Origin of the sequence: Burkholderia sp. AU30198 (assembly GCF_020419825.1) — a bacterium.
In the GTDB taxonomy this organism is placed as follows: domain Bacteria; phylum Pseudomonadota; class Gammaproteobacteria; order Burkholderiales; family Burkholderiaceae; genus Burkholderia.
Genome location: NZ_JAIZSA010000012.1, coordinates 211,204 through 227,877 on the forward strand (window position 1 = coordinate 211,204; position 16,674 = coordinate 227,877).

The following is a 16,674-nucleotide window of genomic DNA, read 5'->3' on the forward strand; positions in this document are numbered from 1 at the left end:
CCACCTCGCGCGACTCATCGACGTCAGTCCAGCCCATGGCTCACTTCTCGTGTTTTCCCGGCGCTTCGGCCCTCTCCGATTTCCGTCAAACCCGTCTGCTCGACACGCTCAGGCAAATCGACGCCAACATCGTCGCGGTGCGCGGGCAGTTCCTGCACTTCGTCAATGCGGCCGAGCCGCTGTCGGCCGACGACAGCGCGCGCATCGACGCGCTGATGCACTACGGCGCGCCGTTCGAACCGGCGGCCGAGAAGGGCACGGCCGAGACCTTCGTCGTGCTGCCGCGCTTCGGCACGGTCTCGCCGTGGGCGAGCAAGGCGACCGACATCGCGCAGCACTGCGGCCTCACGCACGTGCGCCGCATCGAGCGCGGCATCGAATTCACGGTCACGCTGAAGTCGGGCCTGCTCGGCGGCAAGAAGGCGCTGTCGGACGACGCACGCGCGGCCGTCGCGGCCGCGCTGCATGACCGGATGACCGAAAGCGTGGTCGCCGCACGCGACGACGCGAAGCACCTGTTCGACGAACTGCCGGCCAAGCCGCTCGCGAGCGTCGACGTGCTGGGTGTCGGCCGCGGCGCGCTCGAACGCGCGAACGCCGAGCTGGGTCTCGCGCTCGCCGACGACGAGATCGACTACCTGGTCGACGCGTTCCGCAAGCTCGAACGCAACCCGACCGACGTGGAACTGATGATGTTCGCGCAGGCGAACAGCGAACACTGCCGCCACAAGATCTTCAACGCGCAGTGGACGATCGACGGCGAAGCGCAGGACATGTCGCTGTTCGCGATGATCCGCAACACCGAAAAGCTGAACCCGCAGGGCACGATCGTCGCGTATTCGGACAACTCGTCGATCATGGTCGGCGCCGAAGCCGAACGCTGGTTCCCGCGCAACGCAGGCGCTGCCGGCGAGCCGGGCGAGCGCTACGGCCGCCACACCGAGCTCACGCACACGCTGATGAAGGTCGAGACGCACAACCACCCGACGGCGATCTCGCCGTTCCCGGGTGCGGCGACCGGCGCGGGCGGCGAGATCCGCGACGAAGGCGCGACGGGCCGCGGTGCGCGTCCGAAGGCCGGCCTCACGGGCTTCACCGTGTCGAACCTCGATCTGCCGGACGCCCGCCAGTCGTGGGAAAACGCACGTGACGCGGCGCAGCCGGTCGGCGAGCGCAACCCGAACGACGCGCACGGCCCGTATGGCCGCCCGGACCGCATCGCGTCGCCGCTGCAGATCATGATCGACGGCCCGCTCGGCGGCGCCGCGTTCAACAACGAATTCGGCCGCCCGAACCTCGGCGGCTACTTCCGCGTGTACGAGCAGAACGTCGGCGGGAAGGTGCACGGCTATCACAAGCCGATCATGATCGCGGGTGGCCTCGGCAACATCGCGGATCAACATACGCACAAGCACGACGTGCCGGCAGGCTCGCTGCTGATCCAGATCGGCGGCCCCGGCATGCGGATCGGGATGGGCGGCGGCGCCGCGAGCTCGATGGCGACCGGTGCGAACACGGCCGAACTCGACTTCGATTCGGTACAGCGCGGCAACCCCGAAATCGAACGTCGCGCGCAGGAAGTGATCAACGGCTGCTGGCAGCTCGGCGCGGAAAACCCGATCCTGAGCATCCACGACGTTGGTGCGGGCGGCCTGTCGAACGCGTTCCCCGAGATCGTCGACGGTGCGGGCAAGGGCGCGCGCTTCGAGCTGCGCAAGGTCGCGCTCGAGGAATCGGGCCTGTCGCCGCGCGAAATCTGGTCGAACGAAGCGCAGGAGCGCTACGTGCTGGCGATCGCGCCGGCCGACCTGCCGCGCTTCGAGGCGATCTGCGTACGTGAGCGCTGCCCGTTCGCGGTGGTCGGTGTCGCGACCGACGAACGCCAGCTGAAGCTCGTCGACGACGAAGCGACGGGCACCGACGAATACCCGGTCGACATGCCGATGGAAGTGCTGCTCGGCAAGCCGCCGCGCATGCATCGCGACGTCACGCGTGTGGCGACCGAGCGCGCACCGGTCGACGTGACGGGCATCGCGCTGTCGGAAGTGGCGGTCGACGTGCTGAAGCACCCGACGGTCGGCAGCAAGTCGTTCCTGATCACGATCGGCGACCGCTCGGTGGGCGGCACGTCGGTGCGCGACCAGATGGTCGGCCCGTGGCAGGTGCCGGTGGCCGACTGCGCGGTCACCGCGCTCGACTACGCGGGCTTCAAGGGCGAGGCGATGACGATGGCCGAGCGTACGCCGCTCGCGGTGATCGACGCGCCGGCATCGGGCCGCATGGCGGTTGGCGAGGCGATCACGAACATCGCGAGCGCGCCGATCGCGTCGCTCGACAAGCTGAAGCTGTCGGCGAACTGGATGGCCGCATGCGGCACGGCCGGCGAGGACGCCGCGCTGTTCGACACGGTCAAGGCGATCGGCATGGAGCTGTGCCCGGCACTCGGGATCGGCATCCCGGTCGGCAAGGATTCGCTGTCGATGAAGACGAAGTGGGACGAGCAGGGCGTCGCGAAGGAAGTGGTGTCGCCGGTGTCGCTGATCATCTCCGCGTTCGCGCCGGTCGAGGACGTGCGCCGCCACCTGACGCCGCAACTGCGCCGCATCGCCGACGCAGGCGACAGCGTGCTGATCGCGATCGATCTCGGCCGCGGCAAGAACCGGATGGGCGGCAGCATCTTCGCGCAGGTCACGCAGCAGGTCGGCGACACGACGCCGGACGTCGACGATGCGGAAGACCTGAAGCGCTTCTTCAACGCGATCCAGTCGCTCAATGCGCAAGACAAGCTGCTCGCATACCACGACCGCTCGGACGGCGGCCTGTGGGCGACGGTGTGCGAAATGGCGTTCGCGGGCCACGCGGGCGTGTCGCTGAACGTCGACATGCTGACGCTCGACCCGAACCACGAATCCGACTACGGCGACGCGAAGGACTGGGCGAAGCAGACGAGCGGCCGCCGCGACGATCGCACGCTGCGTGCGCTGTTCTCGGAAGAGCTCGGCGCTGTCGTGCAGGTGCGTGTGACCGACCGTGACGCGGTGCTCGGCGCGCTGCGCGAGTTCGGGCTGTCGGCGTGCTCGCACGTGATCGGCTCGGTCAACGACCGCGACGTGATCGAGGTGTACCGCGACGCGAAGAAGATCTTCGACGCACCGCGCAGCGAACTCCATCGCGCCTGGAGCGAAGTGAGCTGGCGCATCGCGCGCCTGCGCGACAACCCCGCGTGCGCGGATGCCGAATACGACACGCTGCTCGACGTGGCCGATCCGGGCATCTCACCGGTGCTGAGCTTCGATCCGGCCGACGACATCGCCGCGCCGTTCATCGCGACCGGCGCACGGCCGCGCGTCGCGATCCTGCGCGAGCAGGGCGTGAACTCGCATCTGGAAACGGCCTACGCGTTCGACCGCGCGGGCTTCGACGCGCACGACGTACACATGAGCGACCTGCTCGCCGGCCGTGCAACGCTCGCCGATTTCGCGGGTGCGGTCGCATGCGGCGGCTTCTCGTACGGCGACGTGCTGGGTGCGGGCGAAGGCTGGGCGAAGACTGTCCGCTTCAACGCGAACCTCGCCGACATGTTCTCGGCATTCTTCGCGCGTCCCGACACGTTCGCGCTCGGCATCTGCAACGGTTGCCAGATGCTGTCGAGCCTCGCGTCGATGATCCCGGGCGCGGAAGCGTGGCCGAAGTTCACGCGCAACAAGTCCGAGCAGTTCGAGGCGCGCTTCTCGTTCGTCGAAGTGGAGAAGTCGCCGTCGATCTTCTTCGCGGGGATGGAAGGCTCGCGGATTCCGGTCGCGGTTGCGCACGGCGAAGGCTATGCGGACTTCTCGCAGCAGGGCGACATCGATCGCGTCGCGGTCGCGATGCGTTTCGTCGACCACCGCGGCGAAGCGACCGAGGGCTATCCGTTCAACCCGAACGGCTCGCCGGCCGGCATCACGTCGGTCACGACGGCCGACGGCCGCTTCTCGGTGCTGATGCCGCACATGGAGCGTGTGCATCGTACGGTCGCGATGAGCTGGCACCCGGAAAGCTGGGGTGAAGCGAGCCCGTGGATGCGCGTGTTCCGTAACGCGCGCCGCTGGATCGGCTGATCGGGATGATGTTCGACCCGAATGCGCCGGTCGAGGTCGTCACGCTGCGCGACGCACGCGCGAGCGAGGCCGACGCGATCGGTCGCGTGATCGTCGCCGCGTTCGCGGGCGAACCGGAAGGCGGGCAGTTCGAACGGCGGATCGTCGACACGCTGCGGGCGGACGGTGCGTTGAGCGTCTCGCTCGTCGCGGAGCGCGACGGCCGCCTGATCGGGCACGTTGCGTTCTCGCCGGTGTCGATCGGCAGCGAACCGTCCGACGGCTGGTACGGGCTGGCACCGCTCGCGGTACTGCCCGACTGCCAGCGGCAGAGCATCGGCGCGGGGCTGGTGCGCACGGGGCTCGACGCGTTGCGCCGGCTTGGCGCGCGCGGCTGTGTCCTGCTCGGCGAACCCGCGTACTACACGCGGTTCGGCTTTGCGCCATCCGGCGACATCGTGTTCCCGGGCGTGCCGCCCGAGTATTTCCTCGCGCTGTCGCTCGACGATTCGGCACCGCGCCCGTCGGGCGACGTCCGCTATCACGACGTGTTCTATCCCGCGTAGCCTGCGCCTGCGGTGCGCGTGAATCCGGCACGGGAAAGGCTGCTCTTCGGAGCGGCCTTTTCTTTTGTCGGGCTGCGGCGCAGCGTGACGCACCGGCAGTCAGCGCGGGGGCAATAAAAAAGCCGCTCCGAAGAGCGGCTTTTCGATGCGCGTGCGACGCGTGCCGGCGTTACTTGACAGTTGCCTGCTGGCGCAGACCTTCCTCGAACGCCTGCAGCTTCTGCTGCACGAGCTGCTGCGCGATCTGCGCCTTCACCTGATCGAACGGCGGCGGGGCGATGTCGCGGATGTCGTCGACACGGATGATGTGCCAGCCGTACTGCGTCCGCACCGGCGTGTCGGTCATCTGGCCTTTCTGCAGCTTCTGCGCGGCCGCCGCGAATTCCGGCACGTACGCCTTCGGGTCGGACCAGTCGAGATCGCCGCCGTTCTTGCCCGAGCCCGGATCCTTCGAGTACTGCTTCGCGAGATCCTCGAACTTCGCGCCGGCCTTGATCTTCGCGATCAGGTCCTTCGCCTGCTGCTCGTCGCTGACGAGGATGTGGTGCAGGTGGTATTCGCGGTTGCCGCCGGTGCTCTTGACGAGGTCGTCGTAGCGCGCCTTCACTTCGGCGTCGGTCGGCTGGTTCTTCTTCAGGAAGCTCTCGATCATCGAGCGCAGCACGACGGTCTGCTGCGCGACGGCGACTTGCGCCTTCACGTCCGGACGGTTCGGGATGCCTTCACGGATCGCTTCCTGCATCAGGATTTCGCGGTTCACGAGTTCCTGGCGCACGGCCTGCTGCAGTTGCGGGCTGTCGGTCTGGCCTTGCTGGACGAGCTGAGCCACCATCGCGTCGGCGCGCGACTTCGGAATCGGCGTGCCGTTGACGACGGCGATGTTCTGGGCAAATGCCGGTGCCGCTGCGAAAGCAGCCGCCGCGACCCACAGGCGGGGGGATTTCAGGATCATCGGGAATTCCTAATGAGACTAGATTGAAGATTCGTTGAATTCTTCGGGCGTGTAAGCCACGATCGCGAGCGCGTGAATGCCGCGCTGCATCGCATCAGCGAGCGCATCATACACCAGCCGGTGCCGCGCGACGCGCGGCTTGCCGGCGAAGGCGGCCGACACGATCGTGACCGTGAAGTGGCCGCCGGCGGACGCGCCGGCGTGGCCCGCGTGCTGCGCGCTGTCGTCGCGCACGGTGAGCGACAGCGGGGCGAGCGAGGCGGTGAGGCGCGCTTCGATCAGTGCGATGCGTTCGTCGGGCGATGCGTGGAGAAAGGTGTCCGTCATGTCACTCGTCCTTCAGGTATTTCGTGAGCCACAGGCTCTGCAGGATGATGAACACGACCATCGCGCCCGTCGTGCCGAACAGCTTGAAGTTCACCCATTGCGATTCGGTGAAGTTGTGCACCACGTACAGGTTCGCGACGCCGAGCACCGCGAAGAACAGCGCCCATGCGACGTTCAGCTTGTCCCACACGGGGTGCGGCAGCGTGAGCTGCTTGCCCATCATCTTCTCGATCAGGTTGTTGCCGAACGCATAGCGCGCGGCGAGCAGCCCGATCGCAAACAGCCAGTACAGCACAGTCGGTTTCCATTGAATGAATTTCTCGTCATGCAGGACGAGGGTGGCGCCACCGAAGACGACGATCACGCCGAGGCTGACCCACAGCATCGTGTCGACCTTCCGGTGCCGGAAGGCGACCCATGCGACCTGGGCCAGCGTCGCGACGATCGCGACGGCGGTGGCGGTAAAGATGCCCCAGACCTTGAAGGCGACAAAAAACAGGATGATCGGAAACAGATCGAACAGGAATTTCATGGCGCTCGCAGCTGCGTGAAAGGCCGCTTGCGCGGCCTTTCACCGTTGTAGGGACCCGCCAGGCACCGCTGGAGCGGATCGGGCGGCGACGAGTGGCGCCCCGCGGATCCGCCCGGCGCCGCTCATTCGTTTTCGGGTCGGGACTCGAAGTTTAACGCAGCCGAATTGATGCAGTACCGCAAACCGGTCTTGTCGCGCGGGCCGTCCTCGAAGACGTGGCCGAGATGCGCGCCGCAGTGGTTGCAGCGCACCTCGACGCGTACCATCCCGTGCGAGTAGTCGACCTTTTCGTCGATCACCTCGCCGTTGAGCGGCTTGAAGTAGCTGGGCCAGCCGCAGCCCGAGTGGAATTTGGCGCCGGATTCGAATAGCGGCGTGCTGCAGACGACGCAGTGGTAGATGCCGGTGTCTTCGGTGTCGGTGTATTCGCCGGTGAACGCACGCTCGGTGGCCGCGTGCTGCGTGACTTCGTACTGCATCGGCGTGAGCCGGCGGCGCAGCTCGGCGTCGTCCTTCTCGTACGGGAAGGTCTTGTCGTCGGAATCGTGGGACATGTGGGGTTCTCCTGATCGGTCGGTCGATACGCGCGGGTTGGGGCTCAGGACGAGCAGCTCACTTCGAGCGACCCGGCCCAGTCGGGCGGCAACGCGGCGTACGCTTCATGCTCCGGTTGTTCGTCGAACGGCCGACGCAGGATCTGCGCGAGCCGCTCGACTTCCGAAAAATCCTTTTCCTTCGCGCGCCGGATCGCGACTTCGGCCAGATGGTTGCGCAACACGTATTTCGGGTTCACGCGGTTCATCGCGGCGGCACGTGCCGCATCGTCGCGCGTTTCCTCGGACAGCCGCGCGCGGTAGAGGTTCGCCCACGCATCGAACGCGTCGCGGTCGATGAACAGGTCGCGCACGGGCGCGTCACGGCTCGCGTCGTGCTTCGAGATCTGCGCGAGTTGGCGGAACGTCAGCGTGAAATCCGCGTGGCTCGCATGCATCGTCTCGAGCAGCTTGTTGGCGAGCTCGGCGTCGTTCTCGCGTTCGAGTTCGAGGCCGAGCTTCGCGCGCATCGCGCGTTCGAGCGCGGGGCCGAAACGTTCCGGGAACTTCGCGAGCACGGCCTGCGCGTCTTCCACTGCGCGCTCGGCGCGCGCATCGTCGTCGGCGATGCCGTGCTGCAGCCCGATCAGCGGCAGCAGTGCCTGCGCGAGGCAATAGCAGTTCCAGTGCGCAATGCGCGGCTGCATCCGGTACGCGTAGCGCCCGCTCGTATCCGAGTGGTTGCAGATGTGGTTCGCGTCGAACGCATCGACGAAGCCGAACGGGCCGTAGTCGATCGTCACGCCGAGGATCGACATGTTGTCGGTGTTCATCACGCCGTGGCAGAAGCCGACGGCTTGCCACTGCGCGACGAGATCGGCGGTGCGCAGCGTCGCGGCTTCGAGCAGCGCGAGGTACGGATCGTCGGCGCGACGGCACTCCGGATAGAAGCGGTCGATCACGTGATCGGCGAGCTGGCGCAGCAGGTCGGGGCGATCGTTCGAGAAGAAGTGCTCGAAGTGGCCGAAGCGCACGAAGCTCTCCGACACGCGCGTGACGACGGCCGACGTCTCGATCTCCTCGCGCACCACCGGCTGGTCGGAACCGATCACCGTCAGCGCGCGCGTGGTCGGGATACCGAGGTGATGCATCGCTTCCGAGCACAGGAATTCGCGGATCGACGAGCGCAGCACCGCGCGGCCGTCGCCCATCCGCGAGTACGGCGTGCGGCCGCTGCCTTTCAGCTGCAGCTCGTAGCGGCGGCCGCCCGTGCCGGTGCGTTCGCCGATCGTCAGTGCGCGGCCGTCGCCGAGCTGGCCGGCCCACACGCCGAACTGGTGGCCGGAATACACCGATGCATACGGCATCGCGTTCGCGGGCCAGTCGCGCGTCGGGTTGCCGGCGAACAGCTCGGCGAAGCCGGGTTGCGCGGCGACCGACGGCGGCAGGTCGAGCAGATGCGCGACTTCGTCGGAAAAGCCGACGACGTATGGCGCGGCAAGCGGCGCAGCCGGCAGCCGCGTATGAAACGCGTCGCCAAGGGTGACGAACGCGCCTTCGGCGGGTGCGCCGAGCGTGGCAGCGAGGTCGGGGAGGGTGTCAGCCGGATCGGCTGCGCTTCGGGAAAACGACATGTTGAGCGCCTCTGGGTAAGCCGATATTGTAAGGCGGCGCCGCGCCGCCCGCATGGTGACGCGCGCACCGTGCGCCACGCCCGTCCGGGGCCGCTGACGGGCGCGTTGCAGAGGCACCGATTCGCATCCTCACGGAGAACAAGACGATGGGTAAGCCGTTGCTGGGCCAGATGATGGACATGCCGTTGCTGGTGTCCTCGCTGATTTCTCATGCCGCGCGGCATGCCGGCGACACGGAGATCGTGTCGAGGCGCGTCGAAGGCGATCTGCATCGCTACACGTATCGCGATTGCGAACGCCGCGCGAAGCAGCTGGCGCAGGCGCTCGCGCGGCTCGGCGTCGAGACCGGCGATCGCGTCGGCACGCTGGCGTGGAACGGCTACCGGCATCTGGAAGCGTATTACGGGATCGGCGGCATGGGCGCCGTGTGCCACACGATCAACCCGCGCCTGTTCCCCGAGCAGATCGCGTACATCGTCAATCACGCGGAAGACCGCTACGTCTTCTTCGACATCAATTTCGCACCGCTCGTCGACGCCATCGCGCCGCAATGCCCGCACGTGAAGGGCTGGGTCGCGATGACGGACGCCGCGCACCTGCCGTCCGGCACGACGCCGTTCCTCTGCTATGAAACCCTCGTCGAAGCGGAGGACGGCCGCTACGACTGGCCGCGCCTCGACGAGCAGCAGGCGTCGGGGCTCTGCTACACGTCGGGCACCACCGGCAACCCGAAGGGCGTGCTGTATTCGAACCGCTCGACCGTGCTGCACGCATACGGCGCCGCACTGCCCGACGCGATGAACCTGTCCGCGATGGACGCCGTGCTGCCCGTCGTGCCGATGTTCCACGTCAACGCATGGGGGCTGCCGTACGCGGTGCCGCTCACGGGCGGCAAGCTCGTGCTGCCCGGCAAGGATCTCGACGGGAAATCGCTGTACGAGCTGATGGAAGCGGAGCGCGTGACGTTCTCCGCGGGCGTGCCGACCGTGTGGCTCGGTTTGCTCAACTACATGCGCGAAGCCGGCGTGCGCTTCTCGACGCTGAACCGCACGGTGATCGGCGGCTCCGCGTGCCCGCCCGCGATGCTGCGCACCTTCGAGGACGAATACGGCGTGCGCGTGATCCACGCATGGGGGATGACCGAACTGTCGCCGCTCGGCACGCTCGCGAAGCTCAACTGGGCGCAGTCGCAGCGGCCGCTCGACGCGCAGCGCAAGCTGCTCGAGAAGCAGGGGCGCGTGATCTGCGGCGTCGACATGCGCATCGTCGGCGAGGACGGCCACGAACTGCCGTGGGACGGCGTCGCGTTCGGCGAGCTGCAGGTGCGCGGCCCGTGGGTGATCGACCACTACTTTCGCGGCGAGTCGTCGCCGCTGTCGGACGGCTGGTTCCCGACCGGCGACGTCGCGACGATCGACCCCGACGGCTTCCTGCAGATCACCGACCGCAGCAAGGACGTGATCAAGTCGGGCGGCGAGTGGATCAGCTCGATCGACATCGAGAACGTCGCGATCGCGCACCCGGGCGTGGCCGAGGCCGCGTGCATCGCCTGCGCACATCCGAAATGGACCGAGCGCCCGCTGCTCGTCGTGGTGCCGCGCGAAGGGGCGAACCTGAGCCGTGACGCGCTGCTCGCGTTCTACGAAGGCAAGGTCGCGAAATGGTGGATTCCCGACGACGTCGTGTTCGTCGAATCGCTGCCGCACACCGCCACCGGCAAGCTGCAGAAGCTGAAGCTGCGCGAGACGTTCCGCGATTACGTATTGCCGACGGCGGTCTGCGCGCCGTAGCGCCGACGCCCGGGCCGGGAAGGGCTCGCGAAGCGGTCGCCCGATCCGTCCCCGGATCGGGAACAAAATTCAAATTGAACGACCGTGCTTTTTCGTTGTATGCTGCCTCAGTTCATTCGGACATGCGGCTGTTCGACCGCGCACAATGAAGCGCAGCCACCCCGGCGCGCGATGCATGGAGGCAGGCAGATGGCAGTGGATTACTCGACTCGTGACGGCGTAGCCGTCCTTACGCTCAACAATCCGCCCGTCAACGGGCTCGGCCTGTCGACCCGTCAGGGCGTCATGGACGCGCTCGATCGCGCCGCGCAGGACCCGTCGGTCACGGCCATCGTGCTGACCGGCGCGGGACGCGCATTCTCGGGCGGCGCCGATATCACCGAATTCAATACGCCGAAGGCGCTTCAGGAGCCGACGCTGCACACCGTGATCCGCGCGGTGGAGGCGAGCGCGAAGCCCGTCGTCGCGGCGCTGCACAGCGTCGTGATGGGCGGCGGCCTCGAGCTTGCGCTCGGCGCGCACTACCGCGTCGCGGCACCCGGCGCGCAGGTCGCGCTGCCCGAAGTGAAGCTCGGCCTGCTGCCGGGCGCGGGCGGCACGCAGCGCCTGCCGCGCGCGGTGGGGCTCGAAACCGCGCTGAACATGATCGTGTCGGGCGCGCCCGTGCCGTCGGAGCAACTCGCGAAGAGCGGGCTGTTCGACGAAATGGCCGACGGCGACCTGCTCGACGCGGCCGTCGCGTTCGCGGGCAAGGTCGGCGCGCAGAAGGGGCCGCATCCGCGCGTACGCGATCGCAAGATCGTCCACCCGAACGCCGCGGGCTTCATCCAGTTCGCGCGCAATTCCGCGAAGGCCGCCGCACCGAATTTCCCCGCTCCGCACAAGTGCATCGACGCAGTCGAGGCCGGCGTGCTGCATGGCTTCGACAAGGGCAGCATTGCCGAGCGCGAGGGTTTCGTCGCGCTGATGATGACGCCGGAAAGCCGCGCGCTGCGGCACGCGTTCTTCGGTGAACGTGCGGCGAGCAAGATTCCCGACGTGCCGGCCGATACGCCGCTGCGCGAGATCCGCCGCGTCGGCGTGATCGGCGCGGGCACGATGGGCGGCGGGATCGCGATGAACTTCATCAACGCGGGCCTGCCCGTCACGCTGCTCGAGACGAAACAGGATGCACTCGAGCGCGGCGTCGCAACGATCCGCAAGAACTACGACGCGCAGGTGAAGAAGGGCAAGCTCACGCAGGAGAAGCTCGACGCGCGCATGGCGCTGATCACGCCGACGCTGTCCTACGACGACCTGAAGGACGCCGACCTGATCGTCGAGGCCGTGTTCGAGGAACTCGGCGTGAAGGAGCAGGTGTTCACGAAGCTCGACGAAGTCGCGAAGGCGGGGGCGATCCTCGCGTCGAACACGTCGACGCTCGACGTCGACAAGATCGCGGCGTTCACGAAGCGTCCGCAGGACGTCGTCGGCATGCACTTCTTCAGCCCGGCGAACGTGATGAAGCTGCTCGAGGTCGTGCGCGGCGCGCAGACTGCGAAGGACGTGCTCGCCACCGTGATGGCCGTCGCGAAGAAGATCCGCAAGACGGCGGTCGTGTCGGGTGTGTGCGACGGCTTCATCGGCAACCGGATGATCGAGCAGTACATCCGCCAGGCGCTTTTCATGCTCGAGGAAGGCGCGCTGCCCGCACAGGTCGATCGCGCGATCGAGAAGTTCGGTTTCGCGATGGGGCCGTTCCGGATGAGCGACCTCGCCGGCAACGACATCGGCTGGGCGATCCGCAAGCGCCGCTACATCGAGCAGCCCGATCTCCAGTATTCGAAGATCGCCGACCGCCTGTGCGAACAGGGCCGCTTCGGCCAGAAGACGGGCGCCGGCTGGTATGACTACGTGCCGGGCGAGCGCAAGGCGAAGCCGTCGTCGCTCGTCGACGAGATGGTCGTCGCGTATTCGAAGGAGCGCGGCGTCGAGCGGCGCAAGATCGGCGACGACGAGATCGTCGAGCGGCTCGTGCTCGCGCTCGTCAACGAAGGCGCGAAGATTCTCGAGGAAAAGATCGCATCGAAGGCGTCCGACATCGACATGGTCTACCTGACCGGCTATGGCTTCCCGGTGTGGCGCGGTGGCCCGATGCTGTACGCGGACGTGGTTGGCCTCTACAACGTCGAGCGCGCGATTCGCCGCTACGCGGCGGCACCGAACGGCGATGCATGGCAGCTCGCGCCGTCGATCGCGGAGCTCGCGAAGGCTGGCCGCGGGTTCAACGGCTGACGCGCCGGATCGCGGCGCGACGCACACCCGGAGAAACGCAATGAAACGCACCGACGACGTACTGCTCGTGATCGACGTGCAATACGACTTCATGCCGGGCGGCGCGCTCGCGGTGCCCGACGGCGACGCGGTCGTGCCGGTGATCAACGCACTGGCGCAACGCTTCGACCAGGTCGTGCTGACGCAGGACTGGCATCCGCGCGAGCACGTGTCGTTCGCGGCGAACCATCCTGGCCGCGAACCGTTCTCCACGCTCGCGCTGCCGTATGGTGAGCAGGTGCTGTGGCCCGTCCACTGCGTGCAGGACACCGAAGGCGCGGCGTTGCATCGCGACCTCGACATCCCGCATGCGCGGCTCGTGATCCGCAAGGGCGGCGACGCGCAGGTCGACAGCTATTCCGCGTTCGTCGAAGCCGACCGCACGACGCGCACCGGGCTCGCGGGTTATCTGCGCGAGCTCGGCGCGAAGCGCGTGTGGTGCTGCGGGCTCGCGACCGACTACTGCGTCGCGTGGTCGGCGCTCGATGCGCGCGCGGCCGGTTTCGAAGCCGCGGTGATCAACGATGCGTGCCGCGCGATCGACCTGAACGGGTCGCTCGCCCACGCATGGCAGCAGATGCAGGCAGCGGGCGTCGCGCATGTGACGTCCGCGGGCGCGCGCCCGGCGGCGTAGCGCCTTCCCATTCGATTCAGGACATGAAGCAGGACCGAAGGAGACTCGCATGACCGAAGCCGTAATCGTATCGACCGCCCGCACGCCGCTGGCGAAATCCTGGCGCGGTGCTTTCAACATGACGCATGGCGCGACGCTCGGCGGCCACGCGGTCGCGGCCGCGCTCGAACGCGCGAAGCTCGACCCCGCACGCGTCGAGGACGTGATCATGGGCTGCGCGAACCCCGAAGGCGCGACCGGCGCGAACATCGCGCGGCAGATCGCACTGCGCGCGGGGCTGCCCGTGAGCGTGCCGGGGATGACGGTGAACCGCTTCTGCTCGTCGGGGCTGCAGACCATCGCGCTGGCTGCGCAGCGGATCATCGCGGGCGAAGGCGAAGTGTATGTGGCAGGCGGCGTCGAATCGATCTCGTGCGTGCAGAACGAGATGAACCACCACATGATCCAGGAAGGCTGGCTCGTCCAGCACAAGCCTGAGATCTACTGGAACATGCTGCAGACGGCCGAGAACGTCGCAAAGCGCTACGGCATCTCGAAGGAGCGGCAGGACGAGTATGGCGTGCAGTCGCAACTGCGTGCCGCGGCCGCGCAGGAAGCCGGGCGCTTTCGCGACGAGATCGTGCCGATCACCGTGCTCGCGGGCGTGGCCGACAAGGCGACGGGCCGCCTGTTCACGAAGGAAGTGACGGTCTCGGCCGACGAAGGGATCCGCCCCGACACGACGCTGGAAGGCGTGTCGAAGATCCGGTCGGCCGTGTCGGGTGGCGTGATCACCGCCGGCAATGCGAGCCAGTTCTCGGACGGCGCGTCGGCATGCGTCGTGATGAGCGCCGACGCTGCGCAGCGCGAAGGGCTGCAGCCGCTCGGCGTGTTCCGTGGTTTCGCGGTGGCCGGGTGCGAGCCGGACGAGATGGGCATCGGCCCCGTGTTCGCGGTGCCCAAGCTGCTGAAGCAGGCGGGGCTGAAGGTCGACGATATCGGCCTGTGGGAACTGAACGAAGCATTCGCGGTGCAGGTGCTGTACTGCCGCGACACGCTCGGGATTCCTGAGGATTGCCTGAACGTGAACGGCGGCGCGATCGCGGTCGGCCATCCGTACGGCGTGTCGGGCGCGCGCCTGACGGGCCATGCGCTGATCGAAGGCAAGCGGCGCGGCGTGAAGTACGTGGTCGTCACGATGTGCATCGGCGGCGGGCAGGGCGCGGCCGGCCTGTTCGAAATCCTCTGATCTTTGGCAGGGGGGCGGCCGCGGTTTCGCTTCGGCGAAGCGGGCGGCCGCGACGCGAATCGGTGGGACTGGATCGCCATTCGAAACAATCGGGAAGCAAAAGGCGTGCACCCGGCAATGCCGTTTCCCCTTACTTGTCAAACGAATTGCCCCACCTATACTTGCTCTGACATTTGCCTTTCGGCACGATGGGCCGGATCGTGCGTCGTGCGATCCGTACCGCGAAGGTTCGAACCAACGCAGCAGACCGACCGGGGACCGAATGAGTACGACCTATGCAGCCGGGGAACCGCCGCGCGTCGTCAGCGCGGCCGCGAGGCTCTACGCGAAATGCCTGCTGGTCGGATTCGCGTTGCTGCCCGCCTATCTGATCGCCTATCTGTGGTTCTTCAGCGACCCGCACGTCGTGTTCGAGAGCCACGCGTTCCATGAAATCGCGATTGCTGCCGCGACGCTCGAAGGCGCGTTCGTCACCTACGTGACGTGGGTGTGCTACCGGTCATCCGGCGAGCCGCTGCTGCGTTGGCTGACACTTGGCTTTCTCGGCTTCGCGATGATCTATGCGCTGCACGGTGTGTTCACCGGGATGGCGCATCACAACATCTGGCTGTTCCTGCTGTACGGGCCCGCGTCGCGGCTCGTGATGTCGATCCTGCTGCTCACGGGCCTGCTGTCGTATTCGCGTCCGCCCGATCGGATCGAGAGGCGCACGAGCGTGCGCACGTGGCTGCCGTGGATCGTGTTCTTCGTGATCGTCAACGCGGCCGTGGCATACATCGCGTATTCGCCGGTCGCGGGCGCGCTGGGCACGCGGCTGTCGATGGAAGGCGGCGCGCTCGTATTCTCGCTGCTGAACGTCGCCGTGCTGCTCGCGCGGCGGATCCGCTCGCCGCTGATGGTGATTTACGGCGTGTCGATCATGGCGTTCGCGCTGTCGTCGCTCGCGTTCATCCTCGGCAAGCCGTGGAATCACATGTGGTGGCTGGCGCACGCGATTTTCGCGGGCGGCTTCTTCCTGCTCAGCTACGGCGTCGTGCAGGCGCTGCAGACGACCCGCTCGTTCTCGGCGATCTACAGCCAGGAAGACCTGATGAGCCGGCTGTCGGAATCGATGGCGCGTACCGAGAGCGCGCTGCAGGAACTGCGGCGCACGAACCAGAAGCTCGAATACATGGCCGCGACCGATCCGATGACGGGCGCGTCGAACCGCCGGCAGTTCATCGCGCAGGTCGAGCGCGAGATGGTGCGGGCCGAGCGCGACGGCACACCGTTCTGCCTGCTCGCGCTCGATCTCGACAATTTCAAGAACATCAACGATGCGTACGGGCACCAGATCGGCGACGAGGTGCTGCGCGGCGTCGTGCGCCAGTGCCTCGATGCGATCCGGCCCGCCGGCGGGCTCGCGCGGGTCGGCGGCGAGGAGTTCATGGCGCTGCTGCCGGATATGCCGCTCGAAGGCGCGCGGATGACGGCCGAGCGTGTGCGGTCATCGATCGCGAGCTCGCCGTTCGGGCTCGATTTCAAGCGCGTGCAGGTGACGGTCAGTGTCGGTGTCGCGCAATACGGGGCCGACGGCAGCACGGTCGATGCGTTGCTGCGCGTGGTCGACGAACGGTTGTACCAGGCGAAGCGGGAGGGGCGAAACCGGGTCGTCGCGCGGTGAGCGGATGCCGCTATCCGTAGTGGATATTCCTCGATGACGCGTTGCATCTGCGCGGCGAAGTCACGGTATCGGGACAGGCGACGGGGAAGTCGGCGGCAATCTAGCGTCCGGGATAGTGGCGGTGGCGTTCTATCTGCCGACCAAGCAGGGCATGAAGCTGTGGATTCCGGTGCCGATCGAGCACAAGGGCGGCGGGTTGACGCCGAACAGCACGCCCGAATCGGAGTTCGGCTTCTTCCACCTTAACCTCAAATGCGTTGCGGAAGCATCGCGCGGCGGCAGCCTGCTGGCCGAAGCCGGCCTTGAATTCGAGCACGGTCGCAATGACGTCCAGCAGATCAAGGGGCGCCCAAGACGCCCAACGCTCCGGCGTTGCTGCAACCGAAGATGGGCGTGACCATGTTCGACGCGAAAGCCGATATG

At 67.2% G+C, this 16,674-nt stretch carries 13 protein-coding genes; 8 read left to right on the plus strand and 5 right to left on the minus strand.

Features of this window, described 5'->3' with window-relative positions:
- The first annotated feature begins 35 nt into the window (after positions 1-35).
- Positions 36-4,100 (plus strand): phosphoribosylformylglycinamidine synthase, encoded by a 4,065-nt coding sequence (purL, locus tag LGN19_RS25355; protein WP_226217751.1) that lies wholly within the window; start codon positions 36-38, stop codon positions 4,098-4,100.
- A 5-nt stretch (positions 4,101-4,105) separates the two neighbouring features.
- On the plus strand, positions 4,106-4,645 hold the full coding sequence (locus tag LGN19_RS25360) for a GNAT family N-acetyltransferase (protein WP_226217753.1): 540 nt from the start codon (positions 4,106-4,108) through the stop codon (positions 4,643-4,645).
- Between the two features lie 169 nt (positions 4,646-4,814).
- On the opposite strand, the gene LGN19_RS25365 is transcribed toward LGN19_RS25360, so the two are convergent.
- The 5 genes from LGN19_RS25365 to LGN19_RS25385 form a co-directional block, all read right to left on the minus strand.
- Positions 4,815-5,597 carry a peptidylprolyl isomerase gene (locus LGN19_RS25365; protein WP_122945626.1) on the minus strand — a complete coding sequence of 261 codons (783 nt, stop codon included), beginning with the start codon at positions 5,595-5,597 and terminating at the stop codon, positions 4,815-4,817.
- Positions 5,598-5,615: 18 nt separating this feature from the next.
- On the minus strand, positions 5,616-5,924 hold the full coding sequence (locus tag LGN19_RS25370) for a BolA family protein (protein WP_122945625.1): 309 nt from the start codon (positions 5,922-5,924) through the stop codon (positions 5,616-5,618).
- Between the two features lies 1 nt (position 5,925).
- Positions 5,926-6,456: a septation protein A gene (locus LGN19_RS25375; protein WP_043188089.1), complete on the minus strand. Its 531-nt coding sequence runs from the start codon at positions 6,454-6,456 to the stop codon at positions 5,926-5,928.
- A gap of 122 nt (positions 6,457-6,578) precedes the next feature.
- The gene (msrB, locus tag LGN19_RS25380; protein ID WP_122945624.1) at positions 6,579-7,010 is read right to left on the minus strand and encodes a peptide-methionine (R)-S-oxide reductase MsrB; all 432 of its coding nucleotides are present in this window, start codon (positions 7,008-7,010) and stop codon (positions 6,579-6,581) included.
- A gap of 44 nt (positions 7,011-7,054) precedes the next feature.
- On the minus strand, positions 7,055-8,623 hold the full coding sequence (locus LGN19_RS25385; RefSeq protein WP_226217755.1) for a protein adenylyltransferase SelO: 1,569 nt from the start codon (positions 8,621-8,623) through the stop codon (positions 7,055-7,057).
- Between the two features lie 146 nt (positions 8,624-8,769).
- Here LGN19_RS25385 and LGN19_RS25390 point away from each other — a divergent pair, with 146 nt between their 5' ends.
- The 6 genes from LGN19_RS25390 to LGN19_RS25415 all read left to right on the plus strand — a co-directional run bounded on the left by LGN19_RS25390 (position 8,770) and on the right by LGN19_RS25415 (position 16,648).
- A complete protein-coding gene (locus tag LGN19_RS25390; RefSeq protein WP_226217756.1) occupies positions 8,770-10,413 on the plus strand; it encodes a 3-(methylthio)propionyl-CoA ligase in 1,644 nt (547 codons plus the stop codon).
- Positions 10,414-10,602: 189 nt separating this feature from the next.
- Positions 10,603-12,687 carry a 3-hydroxyacyl-CoA dehydrogenase NAD-binding domain-containing protein gene (locus LGN19_RS25395; protein WP_226217758.1) on the plus strand — a complete coding sequence of 695 codons (2,085 nt, stop codon included), beginning with the start codon at positions 10,603-10,605 and terminating at the stop codon, positions 12,685-12,687.
- A 40-nt stretch (positions 12,688-12,727) separates the two neighbouring features.
- The gene (gene pncA / locus LGN19_RS25400) at positions 12,728-13,360 is read left to right on the plus strand and encodes a bifunctional nicotinamidase/pyrazinamidase (RefSeq protein WP_089445808.1); all 633 of its coding nucleotides are present in this window, start codon (positions 12,728-12,730) and stop codon (positions 13,358-13,360) included.
- 49 nt (positions 13,361-13,409) lie between these two features.
- Positions 13,410-14,588 carry an acetyl-CoA C-acyltransferase gene (locus LGN19_RS25405; RefSeq protein ID WP_226217760.1) on the plus strand — a complete coding sequence of 393 codons (1,179 nt, stop codon included), beginning with the start codon at positions 13,410-13,412 and terminating at the stop codon, positions 14,586-14,588.
- 262 nt (positions 14,589-14,850) lie between these two features.
- Positions 14,851-16,251: a GGDEF domain-containing protein gene (locus LGN19_RS25410; RefSeq protein WP_226217762.1), complete on the plus strand. Its 1,401-nt coding sequence runs from the start codon at positions 14,851-14,853 to the stop codon at positions 16,249-16,251.
- A gap of 121 nt (positions 16,252-16,372) precedes the next feature.
- Complete coding sequence (locus tag LGN19_RS25415; RefSeq protein WP_174961070.1) at positions 16,373-16,648, plus strand: hypothetical protein; 276 nt, start codon at positions 16,373-16,375, stop codon at positions 16,646-16,648.
- The last annotated feature ends 26 nt before the right edge of the window (positions 16,649-16,674 follow it).

Bases quoted from the DNA above. Each gene is read 5' to 3' on its own strand.
- purL (WP_226217751.1), top strand. From the start codon at position 36: ATGGCTCACTTCTCGTGTTTTCCCGGCGCTTCGGCCCTCTCCGATTTC.
- LGN19_RS25360 (WP_226217753.1), top strand. From the start codon at position 4,106: ATGATGTTCGACCCGAATGCGCCGGTCGAGGTCGTCACGCTGCGCGAC.
- LGN19_RS25365 (WP_122945626.1), bottom strand. From the start codon at position 5,597: ATGATCCTGAAATCCCCCCGCCTGTGGGTCGCGGCGGCTGCTTTCGCA.
- LGN19_RS25370 (WP_122945625.1), bottom strand. From the start codon at position 5,924: ATGACGGACACCTTTCTCCACGCATCGCCCGACGAACGCATCGCACTG.
- LGN19_RS25375 (WP_043188089.1), bottom strand. From the start codon at position 6,456: ATGAAATTCCTGTTCGATCTGTTTCCGATCATCCTGTTTTTTGTCGCC.
- msrB (WP_122945624.1), bottom strand. From the start codon at position 7,010: ATGTCCCACGATTCCGACGACAAGACCTTCCCGTACGAGAAGGACGAC.
- LGN19_RS25385 (WP_226217755.1), bottom strand. From the start codon at position 8,623: ATGTCGTTTTCCCGAAGCGCAGCCGATCCGGCTGACACCCTCCCCGAC.
- LGN19_RS25390 (WP_226217756.1), top strand. From the start codon at position 8,770: ATGGGTAAGCCGTTGCTGGGCCAGATGATGGACATGCCGTTGCTGGTG.
- LGN19_RS25395 (WP_226217758.1), top strand. From the start codon at position 10,603: ATGGCAGTGGATTACTCGACTCGTGACGGCGTAGCCGTCCTTACGCTC.
- pncA (WP_089445808.1), top strand. From the start codon at position 12,728: ATGAAACGCACCGACGACGTACTGCTCGTGATCGACGTGCAATACGAC.
- LGN19_RS25405 (WP_226217760.1), top strand. From the start codon at position 13,410: ATGACCGAAGCCGTAATCGTATCGACCGCCCGCACGCCGCTGGCGAAA.
- LGN19_RS25410 (WP_226217762.1), top strand. From the start codon at position 14,851: ATGAGTACGACCTATGCAGCCGGGGAACCGCCGCGCGTCGTCAGCGCG.